The organism is Bacillus sp. L_1B0_5 (assembly GCF_000836715.1).
In the GTDB taxonomy this organism is placed as follows: Bacteria; Bacillota; Bacilli; order Bacillales; family Bacillaceae_G; genus Bacillus_A; species Bacillus_A thuringiensis_S.
On record NZ_JXIS01000040.1, the window covers coordinates 82,650 to 104,141 of the forward strand.

A 21,492-nucleotide genomic window follows, 5' to 3' on the forward strand; every position below is an offset into this window, starting at 1 on the left:
ATAAGATGAGGGTATCTTTAAAATGTTATTTTTTCGGTAACACCTGACAAACACTCATTTTTTCTTCTGACAACAATAATTTTGCCACTTCCTGTAAGTCTTGAACGGTTAGGCCTTCTAATACAGTCAATGCCTCAAATAGACTAGATTCATTAAACGCATATCGTGTAAATTGATTTGCAATATATTCTGGTGAATTCAACGAGCGTAAAAAACCACCAATTTTCTTTTTCTTCACTCGCTCTAATGCCGCCGCATCTAATTGATCATAATCTGTTTTTAATAAAATATCTTTTAAACGATCTGCCAATTCATCAGGTTGTTTCGTATCACCGCCAACCATTGCAAAACCGAAGTTATTTTCTTCTGTATAGTCATACGAGAATGAATCATCAATAAGCCCTTCATTATATAAAGCTTCGTAATGAACAGAACTTTTTCCAAATAAATAATCTAAAAGTAACGTAAGCGCAATTTCTTGTTTTAAAAGCGCTTGCCCTTTTTCTTTTAAATTAGTCGCTTTAATACCAACTAAACATTTCGGTGTTTGCACAGGCATTGAAATAATTTTTTTCTTTTCATTTACCTCATTTGGTTCCTCTTCAAATGAACGCACAATTTCTGGCTGGTTTTTATAATCTTTTTTCGCTTGATTTTCACGTACTAAATCCATTGTTTTCTCTGGATCAATTGCACCCACAACAAATAATAACATATTGCTCGGATGATAAAATGTTTCATAACATTCATATAATAAATCTTTCGTAATTTTACTAATAGATTCGATTGTCCCTGCAATATCAATTTTAATTGGGTGTTTTACAAACAAGCTATCAATTAACCCAAAGTACAAACGCCAATCTGGGTTATCTTGATACATTTGAATTTCTTGCCCAATAATTCCCTTCTCTTTTTCAACTGTTTTTTCAGAGAAATAAGGCTCTTGCACGAAGTTTAGCAATGTATTTAAATTTTGTTCTACGTTTGAAGTACATGAAAAAAGGTAAGCTGTTCGTGTGAAGGATGTAAAAGCATTTGCCGATGCTCCTTGTTTACTAAACAATTGGAAAGCATCGTGATCTTCTTTTTCAAATAATTTATGCTCAAGAAAATGCGCAATCCCATCAGGCACACGAATCATTTCTTCTTTCCCTAATGGTACAAATGTATTATCTACTGAACCATATTTCGTCGTAAACGTCGCAAATGTTTTATTAAATCCTTGTTTCGGTAAAACATATACATCTAATCCATTAGGAAGTTTTTCATAATAGAGTGTTTCTTTTAATTGCTCATAAACAATTTTCTCCATTTATTCTCCCTCCGTTCCTTGTAAAAAGTAAATTGTATCTAGTTCAATATTTTTAGCAACTTTTACAATTTCTTCTTTTGTCACACTTTCTATACCTGTAAGCCATTCTTCAACTGGACGTGTACGATCTGAAATAATACCATGATATAGCATTTCTACAAATCCACGCGGTGTATCAATCGCCTCTAATATTTGATTTTGGATGACACTTTTTGTTTGATGTATTTCTTCTTCAGAAAACTCTCCGTTTTGCATCGCAAGCATTTGTTCTTTAATAATCTCAACTGCTTTTTCATAATTTTTCGCTTCGATTCCTGACATAACAAATAATAAACCTTTATGACTTTCAAAGCGCGATGCTGCATAGTACGCTAAACTATTTTTTTCACGCACATTTACGAATAACTTCGAATGAGAAAAACCACCAAACAATCCATTGAACAATTGCAATGCAAAATAATCTTCATCTTTATATGTGACAAATGTACGATAACCGATGTGTAATTTACTTTGTTTTAATTCTTGTTTTTCAACAACTTCTTTTTCTTCATTATTTCGTCTATGAAGGAGTACATTTCTTTCTCTCACTGGACGAACTGAAATAGAAAAATATTTACTTACAAGATCAACGGCGTTTTCTGAAATATCACCAATAATATATAGATCCATTTCATCTTCCGCTAACACCTTTTGATAATATTGATACAGACTTTCATTTGTAATAGACGTAACACTCTCTTTTTTTCCATTTGCACTTAAACGATACGGTTCTACTTTGCACATTTCTTCAATTAAACGCTCGTTTGCATAACGCATTTTATCATCATAAGTAGCTTCAATTCTCTGTAACAGTGCTCTTTTTTCACTTTCTACGATAGAAGATAGGAAACCGTTCCCCTCCGTTGCTGGATGTAACACAATATCAGACAACATAGAAAGTGCTTTTTCAAATAACGGTGGTGCATCATGTAAATAAACTTCATTTGCAATGTCTACATAAATGGAGATAATATGGTCTTCCCCTTTTTTACTTACATCTACCGCTAAAGAAGACCCGTATAATTCTTCTAAATATTGACGAAGACGAATTACAGAAGGTAATTTTTCTGTCGCACTTTGCAATACGTATGGCAATAGAGCACGCTCTGTCACCGTCTCCTCATTTAAAGGCGCTTTAAAACGAAATACAAAGGTATTCGTTTTATATTTATCAGTCGGAATAATATGTACGCGCAAACCACCTAACTCATGTAGTTGTTGTTCCATTAGTTTCATTTATAGCCCTCCTTTACTTATATAGGAATATTCCTCTTCAATATACAGTTTTTAGAAATAAAAAATCAACTTTTCTCCCTTATTATGCTTACATATGATTCTTTCTAAAAACTTTAATATGTAAGGAACATAGTAAAATTCCGTATTAAATATATTCTATGTAAAAAAGCCCACACTAATGTGCGAGCTTTTTTATACTTATAAAATACTTATCGTTTTCCTTTTTCATAAGGAGTTCCTAATGCTTTCGGAGCTTCAGAACGACCTACAAAACCAACAAGCGCTAATATTGTGAATACATATGGTAATATCGTTAATAAAACACTTGGAATTTGATCTAATACAGGAATTGTTCCGCCCGTTACACTAAGAGATTGCGCAAAACCAAAGAATAGAGCTGCACCTAGTGCGCCTAGTGGATTCCACTTTCCAAAAATCATAGCAGCTAAAGCTAAGAAACCTTGTCCTGTAATAGTTGCCCCTGAGAAGTTATTAGAAATTGACATTGCAAAAATCGCTCCACCAATTCCAGCAAACACTCCTGAAATACAGACTCCAATATAGCGCATTTTATATACGTTAATCCCCATCGTATCCGCTGCCATTGGGTGTTCACCAACAGCACGTAGACGAAGACCGAACGGTGTTTTATAAATAACATACCAAACAACGAATGCTAAAATAATGGCAATATACGACGTTATTGGTACGTTCGAGAAAAATATTTTCCCTAAAACTGGAATATCCGAAAGGCCTGGAATATCAATCTTTTCAATACGATACTGAATAAAGTCAGTCTGCCCTTTATCAAAAATCTTCTTAATTGCAAATACTGTTAAACCAAGAGATAAGAAGTTAATTGCTACACCACTTACAACTTGATCCGCTCGGAATGTAATAGAGGCTACCGCATGAAGTAATGCAAATAATCCACTACCAATTGCCGCAAATAATAACGCAATCCATGGAGTCATCGTTCCCCAAGTATCACCCATTAATAAGTTTGTAACTACTCCAATAAATGCACCAAATAGCATTAGTCCTTCTAATCCGATATTTACAACACCCGATCTTTCACTAAACACACCACCTAATGCTGTGAAAATGATAGGTGCCGATGTATATAACGTACCCGTCACAAGAATGGCTAATATATCTAAAAAGCTCATTTATTTCCCCTCCTTGCTCATGCGTGTAAGCGCCCATCTTAACACATAACTACATGCAACAAAGAAGATGATACATGCAATAATTACATTAATAAGCTCTGATGGTACATCTGCCTCAAAGTTCATTTGAGGGGAAGCACTTTTCAAACCACCAAATAATAAAGCTGAAAGGATTATCCCAAACGGATTATTCCCTCCAAGTAATGCTACAGCAATCCCGTCAAATCCTACTCCTGTAAACGAAGACATCGCTGTCATACTTTGGAATGTCCCTAATCCTTCCATTGCTCCACCAATCCCTGCAAATGCACCAGCAATTGTCATGGAGAATACTACATTACGAGAAACTTTCATACCTGCATATTGAGAAGCATGCTGATTAAATCCTACCGATTTTAATTCGTAACCTAAAGTTGTTCGATCTAATAAGAACCACATTAAAATAGCGATTAATATTGCTACAATAATTCCCCAGTGAAGACGCGAACCATCAGTAATAGAAGCAAGCCAGTCTGAAGATAGTGACGCACTTTCTTTAATATCATACGTTTTGTCATTACCCGCATGTAAGAAACGCTTAATGATGTCATACGTTACATACAACGCGATATAGTTCATCATAATGGTTACAATAACTTCATTCACTTGAAACTTCCCTTTTAAATATCCCGGAATGAAGCCCCAAATTCCGCCCACCAATGCTGCGAATAAAATAGATAATGGAATATGAAGGAACGCTGGTAGTGAAACTGCATAACCGAACCAAACCGCTGCAAGCCAACCAACTAACAATTGACCCTCTACCCCGATATTAAATAAACCTGTACGAAATGCAAACGCCACTGATAAACCAGCAAGAATAAGCGGTATCATTGTACGAAGCGTTTCACCAATCGCACTTGCGCTACCGAACATGCCCGTCCAAAGTGCACTATAACCAACAATTGGATCATAGCCACTAACTAGCATTACAATCGCTCCGACAAGTAAGCCGAAAATAACGGATAGTACTGGGACTAAAATATTTATCGTTCGCTCTGTTAAAAGTTTTTTAGCCATTGGTACCCACCTGCTCCTTCTTTGTTCCTCCAGCCATTAACAATCCAAGCTGTTGTTCATTCGTTTCTTTCGCATCAACTATTGCTACAATTTTCCCTTCATAAATAACAGCAATTCGATCGCTAACATTTAAGATTTCATCTAACTCTAGTGATAAAAGTAATACACCTTTTCCTTTATCCCTTTGCTCTATTAATCTCTTATGAATAAATTCAATTGCTCCTACATCTAAACCACGTGTTGGCTGTGCCGCGATTAATAAATCTGGATCACGATCTACTTCACGTGCAATAATTGCTTTTTGTTGATTTCCCCCAGATAGAGCGCGTGCTAACGTTTGCTCACTAGGTGTACGTACATCAAACTGTTCAATCAGAGCCTTTGCTTTTTCTGTAATTTTGCTGAAATTTAAAATCCCTTTCTTTGAAAACGGATTTTTATAGTACGTTTGCAGAACTATATTATCTCTAACAGAAAAATCAAGGACGAGTCCGTGTTTATGACGATCTTCTGGAATATGACCAATTCCCTCTTCTGTTATTCTTCTAACAGGCCAATTTGTTATTTCTTTTCCTCTAATTGCAATAGAACCTGACTCAACTTTTCGTAAACCAGTAATTGCTTCTATTAATTCACTTTGTCCGTTTCCATCAATCCCTGCAATCCCAACAATTTCCCCCGCACGAACAGTTAAGTCAAGGCCTTTTACAGCAGGTAGTTGACGTGCATCGTGAACAACAAGGTTTGCAATTGAAAGTACCTCTTCTTTTGGCTTCGCGTCTATTTTTTCTGTTTTAAAATTCACTTGACGTCCGACCATTAATTCTGCAAGTTTATTTTCATCCGTATTTGCAACGTCAACCGTTCCAATCCCTTTTCCTTTACGAATAATCGTACAACGATCGCAAACTTCCATAATTTCTTTCAACTTATGTGTAATAAGAACAATAGATTTTCCTTCTTGCACAAGCTTTTTCATAATTTGAATTAGCTCATGAATTTCTTGTGGTGTTAACACAGCTGTCGGTTCATCAAATATTAAAATTTCTGCACCGCGGTAAAGAGTTTTCAAAATCTCAACACGCTGTTGCATACCAACTGAAATATCCTGTATTTTCGCATATGGATCTACAGCTAAGCCGTATTGTTCAGACAGTTTTTGAATTTCTTTAGCAGCTTCCTCAACAGCAATTTTCCCTTTTTTCTTCGGTTCATTTCCGAGAATAATATTCTCTGTAACTGTAAAATTATGAACAAGCATAAAGTGCTGATGAACCATTCCAATACCAAGGTCATTTGCCACATTCGGATTGGTAATGTTTACAGACTTTCCTTTAATTTTAATTTCACCTTGTTCTGGTTGGTACAAACCAAATAGTACATTCATCAATGTGGATTTCCCTGCACCATTTTCTCCAAGTAAAGCATGTATCTCACCCTGCTTTACTTGCAGCGTAATATCATCATTCGCTACAATGCCTGGGAATACTTTCGTAATATTATTCATTTCAATTACGTATTCCATTGTGTTCCTCCTTTTAACAGGGAACATTCCCTATTACACTATTAACTTATTAAGCAATTCGGAAGTTTTATACATACAAAGGTTAGTTCTATGAACTAACCTTTGCTATTTCTCTATTTATTTTTTTAGAGAAGCTTCATATTCTTTATACTCTTTATCTGTAGCCGGTACTTTAATTTCACCGTCTGTAATTTTCTTTTCAAATTCTTCTACTTTTGTTAAAATTTCAGGGTTAACTTTTTTCACGTTATCAGTTGTTTTTGAAATACCAATACCGTCATCTTTTAAGCCAAACGCTTCAATTTTTCCACCTTTTAACTTTCCATCTTTTGCTTCTTTAGCTACTTTTTCTACAGCTACATCAACGCGTTTTATCATTGAAGTTAATGTTACATTTTCAGGCATACCTTCTTGATGTTGGTCACGGTCAACACCGATTACCCAAACATTTTCACCTTTTTTCTTACGATTTTTCGCTTCAGTGAACACACCGTTACCTGTACCACCAGCAGCATGATAAATTACATCTACGCCTTGACCGTACATTGCTGAAGCAAGAACTGTGCCTTTTTCAGGCTTATCGAATGCTTCTGCATATTCAGATACGATTTCAATGTTTGGATTTACTGCCTTTGCACCAGCTTTAAATCCATTTTCAAATTTACTAATTAAATCACTCTTCATTCCACCAACAAATCCTACTTTATTCGATTTTGTTGACATAGCCGCTACCGCACCTACAAGGAATGATCCTTCATGATCTTTAAATGTAATGCTCGTTACGTTCGGTGCATCTACAACAGTATCTACGATTGCAAATTGTTGTTTTGAAGATTCTTTTGCAACTTCTTTAATTGCACCTTCTAATTTATAACCAATTCCGAAAGTTAAATCATATTTATCTTTTGAGAATTTTTTTAAATTCGGAATATAATCAGCTTCTTTTTCAGACTGAAGGTAACGATAATTTGTCTTTTCTTTTAAACCATTATCTTTACCAAACTTTTGTAACCCTTCCCAAGAAGATTGGTTAAATGATTTATCATCAACGCCCCCAACATCTGTTACGAGACCAACCTTGAAGTCTTTATTGTCTTTCGTGTCTTTCGTGTCACTGCTCGCCTTATCCGAGTTACCACATGCACCTAAAACTGTACTTGCTGCTAATGTTAATGATAATAAAAGGCCTGCTTTTTTCTTCATACTAGAAACCCCTCCAAAAATGATATATATTTATTTATTCTTACGCTGCTGTCCCTTACTTCTTGCTGTCACCTCCCTAAAAAGAAATTTACCTACATACGCTTTCTTAATACGTGGAAGCTAAACTTATCAGCTCTAAAGTAATTGATAGAATATAAGATTGGCTCATCATTTTGATCATAGTGCATTTGTTTTAATACAAGCAGTGCTGTTTCAGGCTCACATTCTAAAATCGGTGAGATTTTCGGATGATAGCCAATTGGCTCAATGTGAGCAACCGCATATGTTATGCGTTTATGCGTGTTATTATGTATCACCGTTAATAATGATTCCTCATTGTAACCCGATAAATCTGGCAATATTTCTTTTGCAAGTTTATCGATACAATACACAACAGGTTCCCCATCTGCTGTACGCACGCGTTCAATCATCACTGCATTAAAACCATCTTCACTATTAAACTTCTCTTTTTCCTCTTCTGTTAAAGTTGTAGTAGATGATGATAAAAAGATTGTTCCTGGTGTTTTCCCCACACTAGAAATCATATCTGTAATACTAGAAAGTTGTTCTATTCCAGAAGAAAATAATGGCTTTGCATTTACAAATGTCCCTACACCATGTCTACGAATGACAACATTTTCTTCTTCTAAAATACGCAACGCTTCCCTTAAAGTCGCTCTACTTACGCCAAGTTCTTTCGCTAAATCAAACTCTGATGGTAACTTTTGTCGTTCTTTATAAGCTCCATCTTTAATTTTTTCTTTGATGTGATCAATCACCCGTAAATATAGGTGACGACTATCGGATTTTACTGACATAAGACTCCCCCGCATTTCAATTATTCGACCTCTGATGTAAGACTTCTTTTCTCTTTTTTCAACTTACAACATAGTACAAATGACTAACTACTAAAAATAAGCGCAATTGTCGAATAAATAATAATAATTTTTTAAGATGAAATTTTCACTCTTTACTGTATAAAAAAAACTTTGCACCATAAACATTCCTCATTTCGAGAAAAAGTTCGGCACAAAGATCCTTTACATCCTTTGTTACACACTTTTCCCCTCATAGTCTAGCAATTCATGGTTGCCAGGTAGAAACTTATGGACCTTATCTCCAAGATTATATGAGGCAGTGATTCTTTTCGAAGTAATCTTACCATTTGCTCTCATACGTGTCAACAAAATCTAACATTTTTCTACATTAAATATCGAACATTTACAAAAAACACAATCAAAGTATTCGTATTCTAAAGAGTACCTCTAAATGTAAGCCCTTTCTTTACTGCTGAGTATAGTATATAACAAAAACACTATATAAAAAAGCCTAATTGTAAAAACAATTAGGCTTTTTTTAAGAACTTTTTTCTTGTACATCATTAATGAGCACTTCTCTTGGTTTACTACCTTCATATGGACCTACTACACCATTCATTTCCATTGCATCAATTAGACGAGCAGCTCGCGTATAACCTACTCTAAACCTACGTTGCAGCATAGAAACAGATGCTGTTTGCATTTCCACTACAAGTTGAACTGCTTCATCGTATAATTCATCTTCTACTTCCTGCTTTGTATCAGGAACATCTTGCGGAATCATATCTTCTTGATATTGCGCTTTTTGCTGTCCAATAACATATTCTACAACTCTCTCAACTTCATCATCTGATAAAAATGCACCTTGTACACGTACAGGTTTCGATGCACCAATTGGTATAAACAGCATATCTCCACGACCTAACAGCTTCTCTGCACCACCACCGTCAAGAATTGTGCGAGAATCCGTTTGAGAAGATACAGCGAATGCAATACGTGATGGAATATTCGCTTTAATAACACCTGTAATAACATCAACCGATGGACGCTGCGTCGCAATAATTAAATGAATACCAGCAGCACGAGCCATTTGCGCGAGACGCATAATCGCATCCTCTACATCAGACGAAGCAACCATCATTAAATCCGCTAACTCGTCCACAATGACTACAATATACGGTAATTCGGGTTGTTTCGCTTCTGATTGACTATTATGTTCTTTAATATGGTCATTATAACCTTCAATGTTACGCGTACCACTATGAGCAAATAATTCATAACGACGTTCCATCTCACTCACAACTTTTTTCAATGCTTGCGATGCTTTTTTCGGATCAGTTACAACTGGCGTTAACAAATGAGGTACACCGTTATATACATTTAACTCTACCATTTTCGGGTCAATCATCATTAATTTCACTTCATGTGGTTTTGCACGCATTAAAATACTAACAATAATACCGTTAATACATACACTTTTCCCGCTACCTGTCGCACCAGCTACGAGTAAATGGGGCATTTTATTTAAACGAGCTAATACAGCTTCACCTGTAATATCCCGTCCAAGACCAATTAACAACTTCTCTTCCGGATGATTATTAGCCTTAGAATCAAGAACTTCCCTCAGCGTTACCATCGAAACTTCTGAGTTCGGAACTTCGATCCCTACAGCTGATTTCCCGGGAATTGGCGCTTCAATACGAATGTCCTTTGCAGCTAAAGCAAGCGCTAAATCATCACTTAAACTGACAATTTTGCTTACCTTTACCCCCATATCAGGATACACTTCATATTTTGTAACTGCAGGACCTCTATGTACTTTTGTTACTTTCGCTTTCACACCGAAACTTTGGAATGTACGTTCTAATTTTCGAGCATTCTCATAAATTTCAGCATTTTCATTTGTAACTTGCTTATTCTTTGGAAATTTCAATATATCAAGTGAAGGAAGCTTGTAATCTTTATTTTCTACATTTGAAAATTGCATAGGAGGTGCTTGTGCTTCACTCTCTAACGATTCAACGATTTTTTCCCCACGCTTTTTCTTTGGTTCTTCAATTGGTGGAGTCTCTTCAATAGACGGCGAAGTTATCAAATCTTCTTGCTCTACTTCGATTCGTTTATCCTCTTCTTCATTTACAGGATAATTCTCAGTGAAATTTGAAATAATTGGCGGATCAATTTGAATTTCTTCCATCGGCTCAATAACTTCTTCTTGTTCTGCAACACGTTTGCTTCTTGTACTTCTTGTTGTTTTTTTCTTTTCTGTTTGTTCAGCCGTTCTTTTGGATCTCCAATCTTTATAATCCCCTTGCATCACTTGAAATTGACTTCTAAGAATTCTACCAACTGGAGCTAACACTTCTCCAATATGTTTATTTGTTATACAGAGTACCCCAAGAATAACTAAAATAATTCCAATGATATAGGCTCCTACTTCGTCGAATAAGAAGTAACATGTCGCGAACATAAGCGCACCAAACATACCACCGCCTAAATGAACGCTATCTGGCCCCTTTTTCATTTCAAGAAAGAAGTTATCTTTCGTACTCACAATCACAGAAGTATTTTGCACTGCTCCATCTTTTGTAAGAAGGTTAAATAATGTAATATGACTAAACATTAATATCGCCAATACAATTAAATAAAATCCAATTAACCGTTTATTTAAAAGGTTCGGCCATCCGCGTTTTATAACAAAGGAAATCGATAGAGCTATTACACCTAACACACCAATTATGTACCACTCACCAAAGAAGAAGCGAAAAAATAACACAAACGATTTCCCTACAACGCCTAGCTGCAAAATCGTAATGATTGAAAGTGCAAAAAGAGTTAAACCGACGATTTCATAATACAAAGTTGGCTTTATCGTACGTCTTGCCTTTGCCTTCGTCCCTCTTTGCTTTTGTTTTGCCATTTCTTCACCTCGTGTTCTACATATAAGTAAAGCTCCCTTAAAAACGCTCTACTTATATGTCTGTTTTCTCTATTTTTCAGGTCTTTATATCTTCTATTTTTACACTTCTTGTAAAATGCTAAATAAACAGAAGAAAGCAGCCTACTCATGGCTGCTCAACCGTCTTGTTTTTTATATTATACCATAGCTCCTAAACAAAATCCTTCTTTTTGCTAAAAGGTTATTTTCTGACCAGGCTCAAATTCTAAGTAGTGAAGTGGGTTCGTACTGAGCACACGTACAATAGAATAATACCCATGTTCCTCTTCAGAAACCATTAATTCTACACCATTTATATTTACAACTTTTTGACTTTCACATAGTGAATAATCGGCCGGATACACAAGTTGCTCTGGCATAATTGTATATAAAATCATTGTAGCATTGTCCCTTCTGCACTATCTTCCGCGCGAACATCTATTAATTCGTTTAATTTTCGAATCGCATTTCCAATACCACCAACATCATCTATAAGACCGTACTTTACTGCATCCCCACCAATTACATTCGTCCCAATATCTCGCGTTAAATTCCCTTTCGCAAACATAAGCTCTTTAAAACGATCTTCTGTTACTTTCGAGTGCTTCGTCACAAAACGAATGACTCTTTCCTGCATTTTATCCAAATACTCAAATGTTTGTGGCACACCTATGACAAGACCTGTTAAACGAATGGGATGAATTGTCATCGTTGCAGTTTCCGCAATAAACGAATAGTCAGTAGAAACGGCAATCGGTACACCTATGGAATGTCCCCCACCTAAAACTAAAGATACTGTTGGTTTTGAAAGTGAAGCTACCATTTCAGAAATTGCTAGCCCAGCTTCAACGTCACCTCCAACTGTATTTAATATTAAAAGCAAACCTTCAATTTTCGGATTTTGTTCAATCGCAACAATTTGCGGAATGATATGCTCATATTTTGTTGTTTTATTTTGCGGTGGTAATTGAACATGACCTTCCACTTGTCCAATAATCGTTAAACAATGAATACGTGATTCATTCATCTGTGGTACATTTGTCTGTCCAAGCTGTTGAATTTTTTCTACTATTGAAGCCTCTTTTCCAGCTTCTTTTGGCTCAGCTTCTTTTTCTTCATTTGTATATCGTTCACGTTCTGTCATTTCGCATCCCCTTTCACTCGTATATAACTATTATTTCTTAAGTTATAAATTTCATTCGATAGGGTTAAAAAGAAAAAAAAATCACCCATAAGGGTGATCTTTTTTATACTTCCATAATAATCGGTAAAATCATAGGTTTTCTCTTTGTCTCTTCGTACAAGAACTGTCCTAATAATTCACGAATATTTTGTTTTAACATTGACCATTCAATTGAATATTCTTTAATTGACTGCTCAACAATCATACGTACAATCTCTGTAGATCGTTCAATTAACGCTTCTGATTCACGAACATATACGAAACCACGTGAAATGATTTCTGGACCAGAGATAATTTTCTTTTCATCTTTACCAAGCGTTACAACAACTACTAATATCCCATCTTGAGATAGCATCTTTCTATCTCGAAGAACGATATTACCAACGTCACCTACACCTAGTCCATCAATTAAAACATTACCAGCTTGTACTTTACCAACTAAATTCGCTTCATCGTCACCAAAAGCAATTACATCGCCTTTTTCTACGATAAAGATATTTTCTCTTGTAATACCTACATCTTCAGCTAAATATGCATGTGCTTTTTGCATACGGAACTCACCATGTACGGGTACAAAGTACTTCGGTTTCATTAAATTCAACATTAATTTTAATTCTTCTTGGCTACCGTGACCTGAAACGTGAACTTTTCTTTCGCCGTAATAAACAACTTCAGCTCCAGCTCTAAATAACAAATCAATAATTTTTGATACAGATATTTCATTACCCGGAATTGGCGAAGCAGCAATGATAACAGTATCACCTTTACGAATTGAAATTTGTTTATGTGCTTGTTTTGCCATTCTAGATAGAGCAGCCATCGGTTCACCTTGACTACCTGTTGTTAAAATAGCTACCTTTTTCTCTGGGAAGTTGTCTACTTCTTGTAATGAAATAACCATACCTTCTGGAACATCTAAATAACCAAGACGTCTTGCAATGTCTACTACTTTCACCATACTACGTCCTACTACTGCTACTTTTCGCCCTGTTTCGGCTGCTGCATCAAATACTTGTTGAATACGATGTACATTCGATGCAAATGAAGCAACGATAATACGACCTTCTGCGCCGTAGAACACTTTAGAAATTTCTACACCAACTTCTTTTTCTGAACCTGTATACCCTGGACGCTCTGCATTTGTACTATCAGATAATAGGCAAAGTACACCTTCATTTCCGATTTGCGCCATTTTCCCAAGATCTGCTCCACTATTTCCAATTGGAGTTTGATCGAATTTAAAGTCTCCCGTATATACGACTGCACCTTTTGATGTATGGAAACAAACGCCAACAGAATCCGGAATACTATGTGTCGTTCCGAAGAATGACACTGTTGTAGTGTTAAACTCTACCGTTGAGTTTGAATCGATTGTTTTTAGGTCTACACGGCCTAACATGCCCGCCTCACCAAGTTTTTCTTGTATAAGCCCTACTGTTAATTTCGTTGCATAGACTGGAATAGATAATTTACGAAGTACATACACAATTCCACCAATATGATCTTCATGACCGTGAGTAATAAATAAACCCTTTACTCGCTCTTGATTTTCCACTAAATATGTAATATCAGGAATAACGATATCAATTCCAAACATTTCATCTCCCGGGAACATTAACCCCGCATCTACGATAAAGATTTCAGAATCAATTTCAACACAGTACATGTTTTTCCCGATTTCACCTACTCCACCAAGAGCAAATACTTTAACAGACTCATTCTCTTTTCTCTTCATGTTGTTGCCTGGTTTAAAAATCTTGCAAACACTGATTTCACTAAAATTGCAGAGACACCAGGGGAAACTCTACAACCACCATATTTTCACCGTCCAAGACGAATGTCCTTACCGTTATGCGATATCATGTCCTTGTTTATTTTTAAACCAGGTTTCACCTCTCTTTCATTATATAAATCAAATATCTTATTCGATATGATATGAAAATTTAATTAAATTATAATTTTTCCCAATTTTGCTAAGCATACCCGTACTAAGCTACTTAGCCATATTATACCTGATACAAGAAATAGAACACAAGTTAAATCGTGCGAAAGAAAAAGTAAAAGAAAGGAACAGCACTAAAAGTATATGGCTTATTTCCGCTGCTTTTATACTCCATGTTATTTGGAAAAAACTACCCTAAATACTTTAAATTACTTTCATTTGATGGATTTCCTAGATTTTTTTCTTGAATTGCACAAAAACACTTATAAAATGAAGCTTTTTTATAGATTACGTCATATTTGAGGCAATTCCTATAAAAACATAACCGAAAGTATTTTCTGTACTAGCAACTACTTTTCAACAAAATTAAAGATGTAAGATCCTTTTCTTATAAACATTGCATTACATGACAAAAAGCTATGAATTACAAAATCCCGCTAAAAATTTAATAAGGTTAAATTTTTAGCGGGATTTGACAGTCACTATCGAGAACAAGAGGTTGAAACAAAATTAACGAAAGGACCATATCATACTTTAGCCAGTAGAGAACGCGTAGCGTAATATACTCGTTTTCAACATAAAATATTTTCTATATAGGGTCATATACAGACGAGAAAGGCGAGCCTAAAATCATTTTACAAAAGATTTACATTAAAACAGATTCAAACATTTTCATATCAATAAAAAAATGACCTAGTTCCACACTAGGTCATTTTTATTAACGAGGAATAGATTGCATTACAGATTGTAACGTTACTCTTTCTTCTTCTGTTAATGGAAGAAGTGGTAAACGTACAGAACCTACATCTAATCCAACCATTTGTAACGCTGTTTTTACTGGAGTTGGACTTGGCGCCATAAATAACGAATCAGTTACTCTTACAAGTAATTGATGTAATTTTTGTGCCTTCTTAAACTCTCCTGCTTGAAATGCTGTAATCATTTCTTGCATTTCGTTTCCGATGACATGAGATGCTACCGAAACGATACCTTTCGCTCCAACTGCCATAGCCGGTAACGTTAAACCGTCATCACCGCTGTATACCGCAAAGTCGTCCGCTGTTTTTTCAATGATTTCTGTCATTGTTAACACATCGCCGCCGGCATCTTTAATAGCAACAATGTTTTCTATTTCTGATAAACGAACAACTGTATCAACGGAGATTTGTACAATAGATCGTCCTGGAACGTTATATAGCATAACCGGAAGCGGCGTGCTTTCAGCAATTGCCTTAAAATGCTGATACATTCCTTCTTGACTCGGCTTGTTATAATACGGTGCTACTAGCATTACTGCATCCACACCAACTTCTGTTGCCTTTTTAGTCAAGTCAATAGAAGCATGCGTATTATTGCTACCTGTTCCAGCGATTACGGGCACTCTTTTATCGACAACAGATACGACATGGCGATATAACGCTACTTTCTCTTCTGAAGTTAATGTAGGAGATTCGCCTGTCGTTCCTCCTACCACGATTGCTGTTGTACCGTTATCAATTAAATAATTTACCAATTTCGTTGTCTTCGCAAAATCGATATTACCGTTTATATCAAACGGTGTTACCATCGCAGTTGCAATTGTCCCAAAATCTATCATGGTCTCACTCCTTATTGTTCCAGTTGCTTTTCTTTTGAAAGCTCAAACGCACTATGTAATGCATTTACAGCCTCCACTAAATCAGTTTCTTTTACAAGAACCCAAATTGTTGTATGACTATCTGCCGATTGCAGGATTTGAATACCTTTTTCTGCTAAAGCTGTAACGATTTTCGCAGTAACCCCTGGGTATCCTGCCATTCCAGCTCCAACGATAGATACTTTCGCACAATGCTCTGTCACAATTGGCTCATATCCAAGGTTCTTTAATAATTTAACTGCATGACTTGATACATTATCACTCACCGTATATGCTACGCCAGTAGGTGAAATGTTAATTAAATCGACACTGATTCCTTCGTTCGCCATTTCTTTAAACACATGTTGCTGCAAATCATATGCCGTTTCTTTTGCAAGCACTTTAATTTGCGTTACGTTTGATACGTGGGCAATACCTGTAACAGGACGTTCTTCTACATCACGACCTCTTGTAGCACCGTCATGTGCTGAAATAAGCGTACCTTCACTCTCAGAATACGTAGAACGTACACGAAGCGGTACTTTTGCATGCATCGCAATTTCAACTGCACGTGGATGAACGACTTTCGCACCTTGATAAGCCATGTTACAAATTTCGTTATACGTTACAGTTTGAAGATGACGTGCATCTTTTACAATACGAGGATCCGCAGTCATAACACCTTCTACATCAGTGAATATATCGATGTATTCAGCATGAAGCGCAACACCTAATGCTGAAGCTGAAGTATCGCTACCTCCGCGTCCAAGTGTTGTCGTATCACCTTTTTTCGTTTGCCCTTGGAATCCTGTAACGACGATTACATCTACATTTTCTAACTCTTCATGTATACGATCGCAATTCATTTCAATAATCTTTGCATTCGTAAAGTCATCATTCGTTACAAAACCAGCTTGTGCACCATTTAATGCTGCTGCTTTTATACCGTTCTCATTCAACATATTAGAGAAAACAATTGCAGAGATTAACTCTCCGCACGATAATAATAAATCTTGCTCACGTTTAGAAATAGTAGATTCCTCTTGATTTACAAGACTTAATAACGTATCCGTTGCATATGGTTCACCTTTACGACCCATAGCAGATACGACAGTAACTACTTTATAACCAGCAGCTAATGATTTTTTTATATGATGAAGCGCATGCTTACGTCCATTGTCATCACGTACTGATGTGCCACCAAATTTTTGAACAATTATTTTCATATTTTGCACCTTCTCTTAGCCGTTTACACTAATTGTAATTTTACTAAGCGCTCTGCAATTTGAACAGAATTCCATGCAGCGCCTTTTAATAAGTTATCAGATACGACCCAAAGATGGAATCCTTTATCGTTATTTAAATCTTTACGGATTCTTCCAACGAATACTTCGTTTTTACCTACTGCAGTAGCTGGCATTGGATATAACTGCTCTTCTGGATTATCTTGCAGAACAATACCTTCCGCATTTGCAAGTAAGCTCTTTAATTCTGCTACTGTTACGCCTTCTTTTTCTACTTCGATGTAAACAGACTCAGAGTGTCCTGATACAACTGGTAAACGTACACATGTTGCCGCTACTTCTAATTCAGGCATATGCATAATTTTTTTCGTTTCATTAATCATTTTCATTTCTTCAAACGTAAATCCATTATCTTGGAACTTATCAATCTGTGGAATCGCATTAAAAGCAATTTGGAAATGCTTCTTATCGCCTGATACAGGAAGAACATTTGCCTTAACTTCTTCGCCATTTAAGATTGCTTGTGATTGTTCATGAAGTTCTTCAATAGCTGCCGCACCAGCACCTGATACAGCTTGATATGTGGAAACGATTACTCGTTTTAAACCATATTGCTGACGAACTGGCTCAAGAGCTACTACCATTTGAATTGTAGAACAGTTTGGATTTGCAATAATACCATTATGTTCTTTTAAGTCGTTTTCATTTACTTCAGGTACAACAAGTGGCACGTTTTCTGTCATACGGAATGCACTTGTATTATCAACAACAATCGCACCGCGTTTTGCTGCTTCTGGCGCTAATTGTTTCGATACAGATCCACCAGCACTAAATAGTGCGATATCTACTCCTTCAAAGCTTTCAGGAGTTGCCTCTTGAACTGTAAATTCTTCGCCTTTAAATACAAGTTTCTTACCTGCAGATCGTTTAGATGAAAGTAACGTTAATTTCCCGATTGGAAATTCTCGTTTCTCTAAAGTATTTAACATTTGTTCACCAACTGCGCCGGTTGCTCCAACTACAGCGACATGAAAAGTTTTTTGCTTTTCCATCACTATGCCCCTTTCTAGATACCAATCCTTCTATAACTTAGAATCAGAAGGAGTATACAATACCCCTTCTAATCTTAATAACGTTAATTTTATCATATTCTACAGTAAGAATGATGGTTTCATCAAAAATTGTCCGTTTTTTTTCGTTTTTTAATTCATATATCTGAATTTTTCTACGACCACCGGTTGCAATTGCTTTCCTTGCAGCGCTTCTAATACTGTATCTTCCAGTAACTCCATACGAGCTACCATTGAGTTCGGTTTTTTCTCTGGCGCATCTTGACCAAATGGGACGAAGTAGATGTTTTTTGTGGCCATTAGGCGCATGAGGTTGACGCCAACAGGGTGATGACAATATAAATATTTCTTCTTTCTTCTATTATATTGCCATTTCACATCCTGTAAATTTATTTTCATTCCCAAGCATATATATCATACGTTTTTTATTAATACAATAAACGAATTCAACAGTATTGTATTAATTTAGTTGGCAAGTTCTATTTCGATAGTGAGTTTATGAAAGCATAAATTGCCCCCAAACGTTGAGGATCGGATACGGTGTAATTTTTTCAAAAGCATACGGAGCGGGATTCTCTACAACCGTAATACATGTTTTCATATTGTTAAAACGCTCAAAACCCCTCTTAAGGATGGAATATTTGTATATATTATTCGTGTAATTTATGTTATGGTTTTATATGTTAATTAATTACAATTCATTTAAAAAGGAGTATACATAATGAAAGCAAAGAAACTAATAGCGTTAGCTTTACCTGTTATGTTATTAGCAGGTTGTACGCTAGAAACATACGGACTTACTCAATCAGAGTATAGACAGGTGGATAAAGAGTTTAAAGCAGATAAGATGATAAAGGATATGAAACAGTTGCATTATAGCGATGAACAGATTGAAGCACAGCTAAGAGGTGCGTTAGCATCTCTAGACTCTGATAAAGAAGATAAAAAGTCTACTTCTACTTATGAGACAGAAGAGGAGACTGAGAAAGATGTATCTAAAATAAATGACGATAATATAGATGGTTTTGTTTCAGACTCATTCTTTATGAGCCTTACAGATGGAGAGATTGGTATATCGTCAAACAGTAAAGAACTAGTAGGTCACTGGGGTATTTATAAAAATAATTTCTTTTCTGTAGGTTTAGACTTGAAAAAAGATGGTTCATACATGTTATATGAGAGTAGAAGTAAAAAGGACCATAAGGAAAACTATATAAAAGGTAAATGGACATATGATTCAGCAACAAAGAAACTTAATCTTGCAATTGATAAGTATGTGCAAGAAGGTAAGAATCAAGATAAGGACAGTCTTAACTCTAACATAGAGTATACTATAAAGTCATTTAAAGATGACGTTTTTCAAATGGAGGATGTAAAAGAAAACGTATTAAAAGCTAAGAAAGTGAAGTAGTTTTAGTATCATATAACATGTTAAAGTTGTGTGACGGTGAAAGCAAGGAAACGATAAAGAAAAGGTTGAATGGTATCAACAATCTATACTTGATGGTTTGGAACATTTTAAAGATTCACTAAACGCAATAAAAGAAATAAAGGAATAAGATATGTCCTTTAATTTAAGGGGAGCATCTTCATGAAAGTTGTACGCTCTATATTTAAAATTTTTCGTTTAGTAGGTTTAATTGTAAAGCCAGTACTTAAAGCGTTATCTAAAAGTAAATTTTAAATCTCATAAAAATTAAGATCCCCTTCTGCATATAGGTGCAAAAGAGGATCTTTTTCAAATTATTCTATTCGTTCTACAGACAGTACTCATAGATAAATAAGAAACGGTGTATATTTACCCTAACATTTATAAAGATGAAAATCAATATATAATTATCTACATATAGAACCAGATAATAATTATTGTTCATAAAACTATTCTTTTGTTTTATCTTTTAATGTACTCGTACCACCAGTTTCTTTCATCCATCCAAGCTGTAATCTTATCAAGCTCGCCATTAGGTAGTACTTCAGTTTGTAAGTAAGCTAAACCAGTTAATGGATCAGAGACAACCTTCCCTTTTGTTCCACGCTCATTCATAGCATTTACGACTTCCTGAACCAATGAAATACCAAAACCACCAGATTTAACATATTGATAGCCGCCATTGGCAATAGCTTGTTCTGGTTGTTTTTCTCCTGTAAACCAAGATAATGATTTACTGCCAATCAATTGGTTCAAATCACACTTACCGATACCAGGTACATTACCTGTCTCTGTGTATTGCCAAATATCGCATGCATAAGCTGGCTTATTACCGCCATAACGAGGAATCCAAACAAAGTCAGCTTTTACATTTGCCATACCAAACGGAGCATACATATGATGACCAACGTATAAACCTACTTTCTGAGCACCTAACCGGCGCAGTTCATCAATAAATGCTTGTGTGCCCGCTCTCATATCATTCATTGTTTTTACTTCAACATCTGCAACCCAGACTGTCGCGCTCTTGTCTCCACGGTTCCAGAAGTCACGAGCTTCTATTCTTGCATCATTTTCAGAAACGAAACGACAGAATGCATAGTTACCAAAAGGAATACCATGTTGCTTCATGGCTTGTACATATCCTTTATACAATGGATCTACATAATTTGAACCATCTTGTACACGAGCGATGATGAAATCAATGTATTGCTTTGCTATAGGCCAGTTAATGTCACCATTCCATTTTGAAATATCAATAATTTGTCCCATTACTTAACATCTCCTTTTCTATCTTCTTGTTTTTGTTTACCACCTAAAATCTCAACTGCATTTGTTAAAGCTTGCGGAAGCGGAATACCCATTCGCCCGGCATTTTCTAAAAGTGAAAGTAATTCATTACCCATGAAGAAGAAAATTGTCGCTTCACGAATAGCACTATTACTTCCTAACGCTGTATCTAATTGAGCTGCCGCTCCGACCAAAAGAAAAAGCACCACCTTTTTGGCGATGCCTTTGAAACCAACTTTACTTTTTAATTCTCCGTTATACCCTGCTGCAATCATGCCAGTTAGATAATCAATAACTGCCATCGTTACTAAGATTTTCAATGTTGCATCCCAACCTCCCAAGAAATACCCACAAAAGCCACCAAATGTAGCAATAAATGCTTTCATTAATACATCAATACGATCCATCTTTCCATCTCCT

17 protein-coding genes, 1 pseudogene and 1 riboswitch are annotated in these 21,492 nt (G+C 35.8%); of the genes and pseudogenes, 1 reads left to right on the forward strand and 17 read right to left on the reverse strand.

The window, feature by feature from the left end:
* Nucleotides 1–25: 25 nt before the first annotated feature.
* The 15 genes and pseudogenes from RT27_RS13055 to spoVFB all read right to left on the reverse strand — a co-directional run.
* Nucleotides 26–1,312: a pitrilysin family protein gene (locus RT27_RS13055; RefSeq protein WP_043936384.1), complete on the reverse strand. Its 1,287-nt coding sequence runs from the start codon at nucleotides 1,310–1,312 to the stop codon at nucleotides 26–28.
* Nucleotides 1,313–2,587: a pitrilysin family protein gene (locus RT27_RS13060; RefSeq protein ID WP_029443113.1), complete on the reverse strand. Its 1,275-nt coding sequence runs from the start codon at nucleotides 2,585–2,587 to the stop codon at nucleotides 1,313–1,315.
* Nucleotides 2,588–2,796: 209 nt separating this feature from the next.
* Nucleotides 2,797–3,756 carry an ABC transporter permease gene (locus RT27_RS13065; protein WP_000008857.1) on the reverse strand — a complete coding sequence of 320 codons (960 nt, stop codon included), beginning with the start codon at nucleotides 3,754–3,756 and terminating at the stop codon, nucleotides 2,797–2,799.
* Nucleotides 3,757–4,815 (reverse strand): ABC transporter permease, encoded by a 1,059-nt coding sequence (locus RT27_RS13070; protein WP_001085254.1) that lies wholly within the window; start codon nucleotides 4,813–4,815, stop codon nucleotides 3,757–3,759. It abuts the gene before it with no gap.
* A complete protein-coding gene (locus RT27_RS13075; RefSeq protein ID WP_000456926.1) occupies nucleotides 4,808–6,340 on the reverse strand; it encodes an ABC transporter ATP-binding protein in 1,533 nt (510 codons plus the stop codon). Before RT27_RS13075 ends, RT27_RS13070 begins: the two co-directional genes overlap by 8 nt.
* Before the next feature lie 117 nt (nucleotides 6,341–6,457).
* The gene (locus RT27_RS13080; RefSeq protein WP_043936385.1) at nucleotides 6,458–7,543 is read right to left on the reverse strand and encodes a BMP family ABC transporter substrate-binding protein; all 1,086 of its coding nucleotides are present in this window, start codon (nucleotides 7,541–7,543) and stop codon (nucleotides 6,458–6,460) included.
* Between the two features lie 92 nt (nucleotides 7,544–7,635).
* Entirely contained in the window at nucleotides 7,636–8,361 is a 726-nt protein-coding gene (locus RT27_RS13085; RefSeq protein WP_000114182.1) for a GntR family transcriptional regulator, read from the reverse strand.
* A 233-nt stretch (nucleotides 8,362–8,594) separates the two neighbouring features.
* Nucleotides 8,595–8,696: riboswitch (purine riboswitch) on the reverse strand.
* A 203-nt stretch (nucleotides 8,697–8,899) separates the two neighbouring features.
* Nucleotides 8,900–11,281: a DNA translocase FtsK gene (locus tag RT27_RS13090; protein WP_016080547.1), complete on the reverse strand. Its 2,382-nt coding sequence runs from the start codon at nucleotides 11,279–11,281 to the stop codon at nucleotides 8,900–8,902.
* A 212-nt stretch (nucleotides 11,282–11,493) separates the two neighbouring features.
* A complete protein-coding gene (locus RT27_RS13095; RefSeq protein ID WP_016080546.1) occupies nucleotides 11,494–11,697 on the reverse strand; it encodes a YlzJ-like family protein in 204 nt (67 codons plus the stop codon).
* Nucleotides 11,694–12,443 (reverse strand): translocation-enhancing protein TepA, encoded by a 750-nt coding sequence (gene tepA, locus RT27_RS13100; RefSeq protein ID WP_016080545.1) that lies wholly within the window; start codon nucleotides 12,441–12,443, stop codon nucleotides 11,694–11,696. Before tepA ends, RT27_RS13095 begins: the two co-directional genes overlap by 4 nt.
* Nucleotides 12,444–12,546: 103 nt before the next feature.
* Nucleotides 12,547–14,217 carry a ribonuclease J gene (locus RT27_RS13105; RefSeq protein ID WP_000823096.1) on the reverse strand — a complete coding sequence of 557 codons (1,671 nt, stop codon included), beginning with the start codon at nucleotides 14,215–14,217 and terminating at the stop codon, nucleotides 12,547–12,549.
* Nucleotides 14,218–15,142: 925 nt separating this feature from the next.
* Nucleotides 15,143–16,021, reverse strand: a complete 879-nt coding sequence (dapA, locus tag RT27_RS13110; RefSeq protein ID WP_000564763.1) for a 4-hydroxy-tetrahydrodipicolinate synthase — start codon at nucleotides 16,019–16,021, stop codon at nucleotides 15,143–15,145.
* 11 nt (nucleotides 16,022–16,032) lie between these two features.
* The gene (dapG, locus tag RT27_RS13115) at nucleotides 16,033–17,265 is read right to left on the reverse strand and encodes an aspartate kinase (protein WP_043936386.1); all 1,233 of its coding nucleotides are present in this window, start codon (nucleotides 17,263–17,265) and stop codon (nucleotides 16,033–16,035) included.
* Between the two features lie 23 nt (nucleotides 17,266–17,288).
* Nucleotides 17,289–18,335 carry an aspartate-semialdehyde dehydrogenase gene (gene asd, locus RT27_RS13120; RefSeq protein ID WP_016080543.1) on the reverse strand — a complete coding sequence of 349 codons (1,047 nt, stop codon included), beginning with the start codon at nucleotides 18,333–18,335 and terminating at the stop codon, nucleotides 17,289–17,291.
* 150 nt (nucleotides 18,336–18,485) lie between these two features.
* Nucleotides 18,486–18,674: pseudogene (gene spoVFB / locus RT27_RS13125) on the reverse strand (dipicolinate synthase subunit B); the annotation flags it as partial.
* 400 nt (nucleotides 18,675–19,074) lie between these two features.
* On the opposite strand from spoVFB, the gene RT27_RS13130 reads away from it, so the two are divergent.
* Nucleotides 19,075–19,764, forward strand: coding sequence for a DUF3994 domain-containing protein (locus RT27_RS13130; RefSeq protein WP_052497680.1), 690 nt, complete (start codon nucleotides 19,075–19,077; stop codon nucleotides 19,762–19,764).
* Nucleotides 19,765–20,244: 480 nt separating this feature from the next.
* Here the strand turns inward: RT27_RS13130 and RT27_RS13135 are convergent, their stop codons facing one another.
* Nucleotides 20,245–21,054, reverse strand: a complete 810-nt coding sequence (locus tag RT27_RS13135; protein WP_043936387.1) for a GH25 family lysozyme — start codon at nucleotides 21,052–21,054, stop codon at nucleotides 20,245–20,247.
* A complete protein-coding gene (locus tag RT27_RS13140) occupies nucleotides 21,054–21,479 on the reverse strand; it encodes a phage holin family protein (protein ID WP_043936388.1) in 426 nt (141 codons plus the stop codon). The genes RT27_RS13135 and RT27_RS13140 overlap by 1 nt, the downstream gene beginning before the upstream one ends.
* Nucleotides 21,480–21,492: the final 13 nt, after the last annotated feature.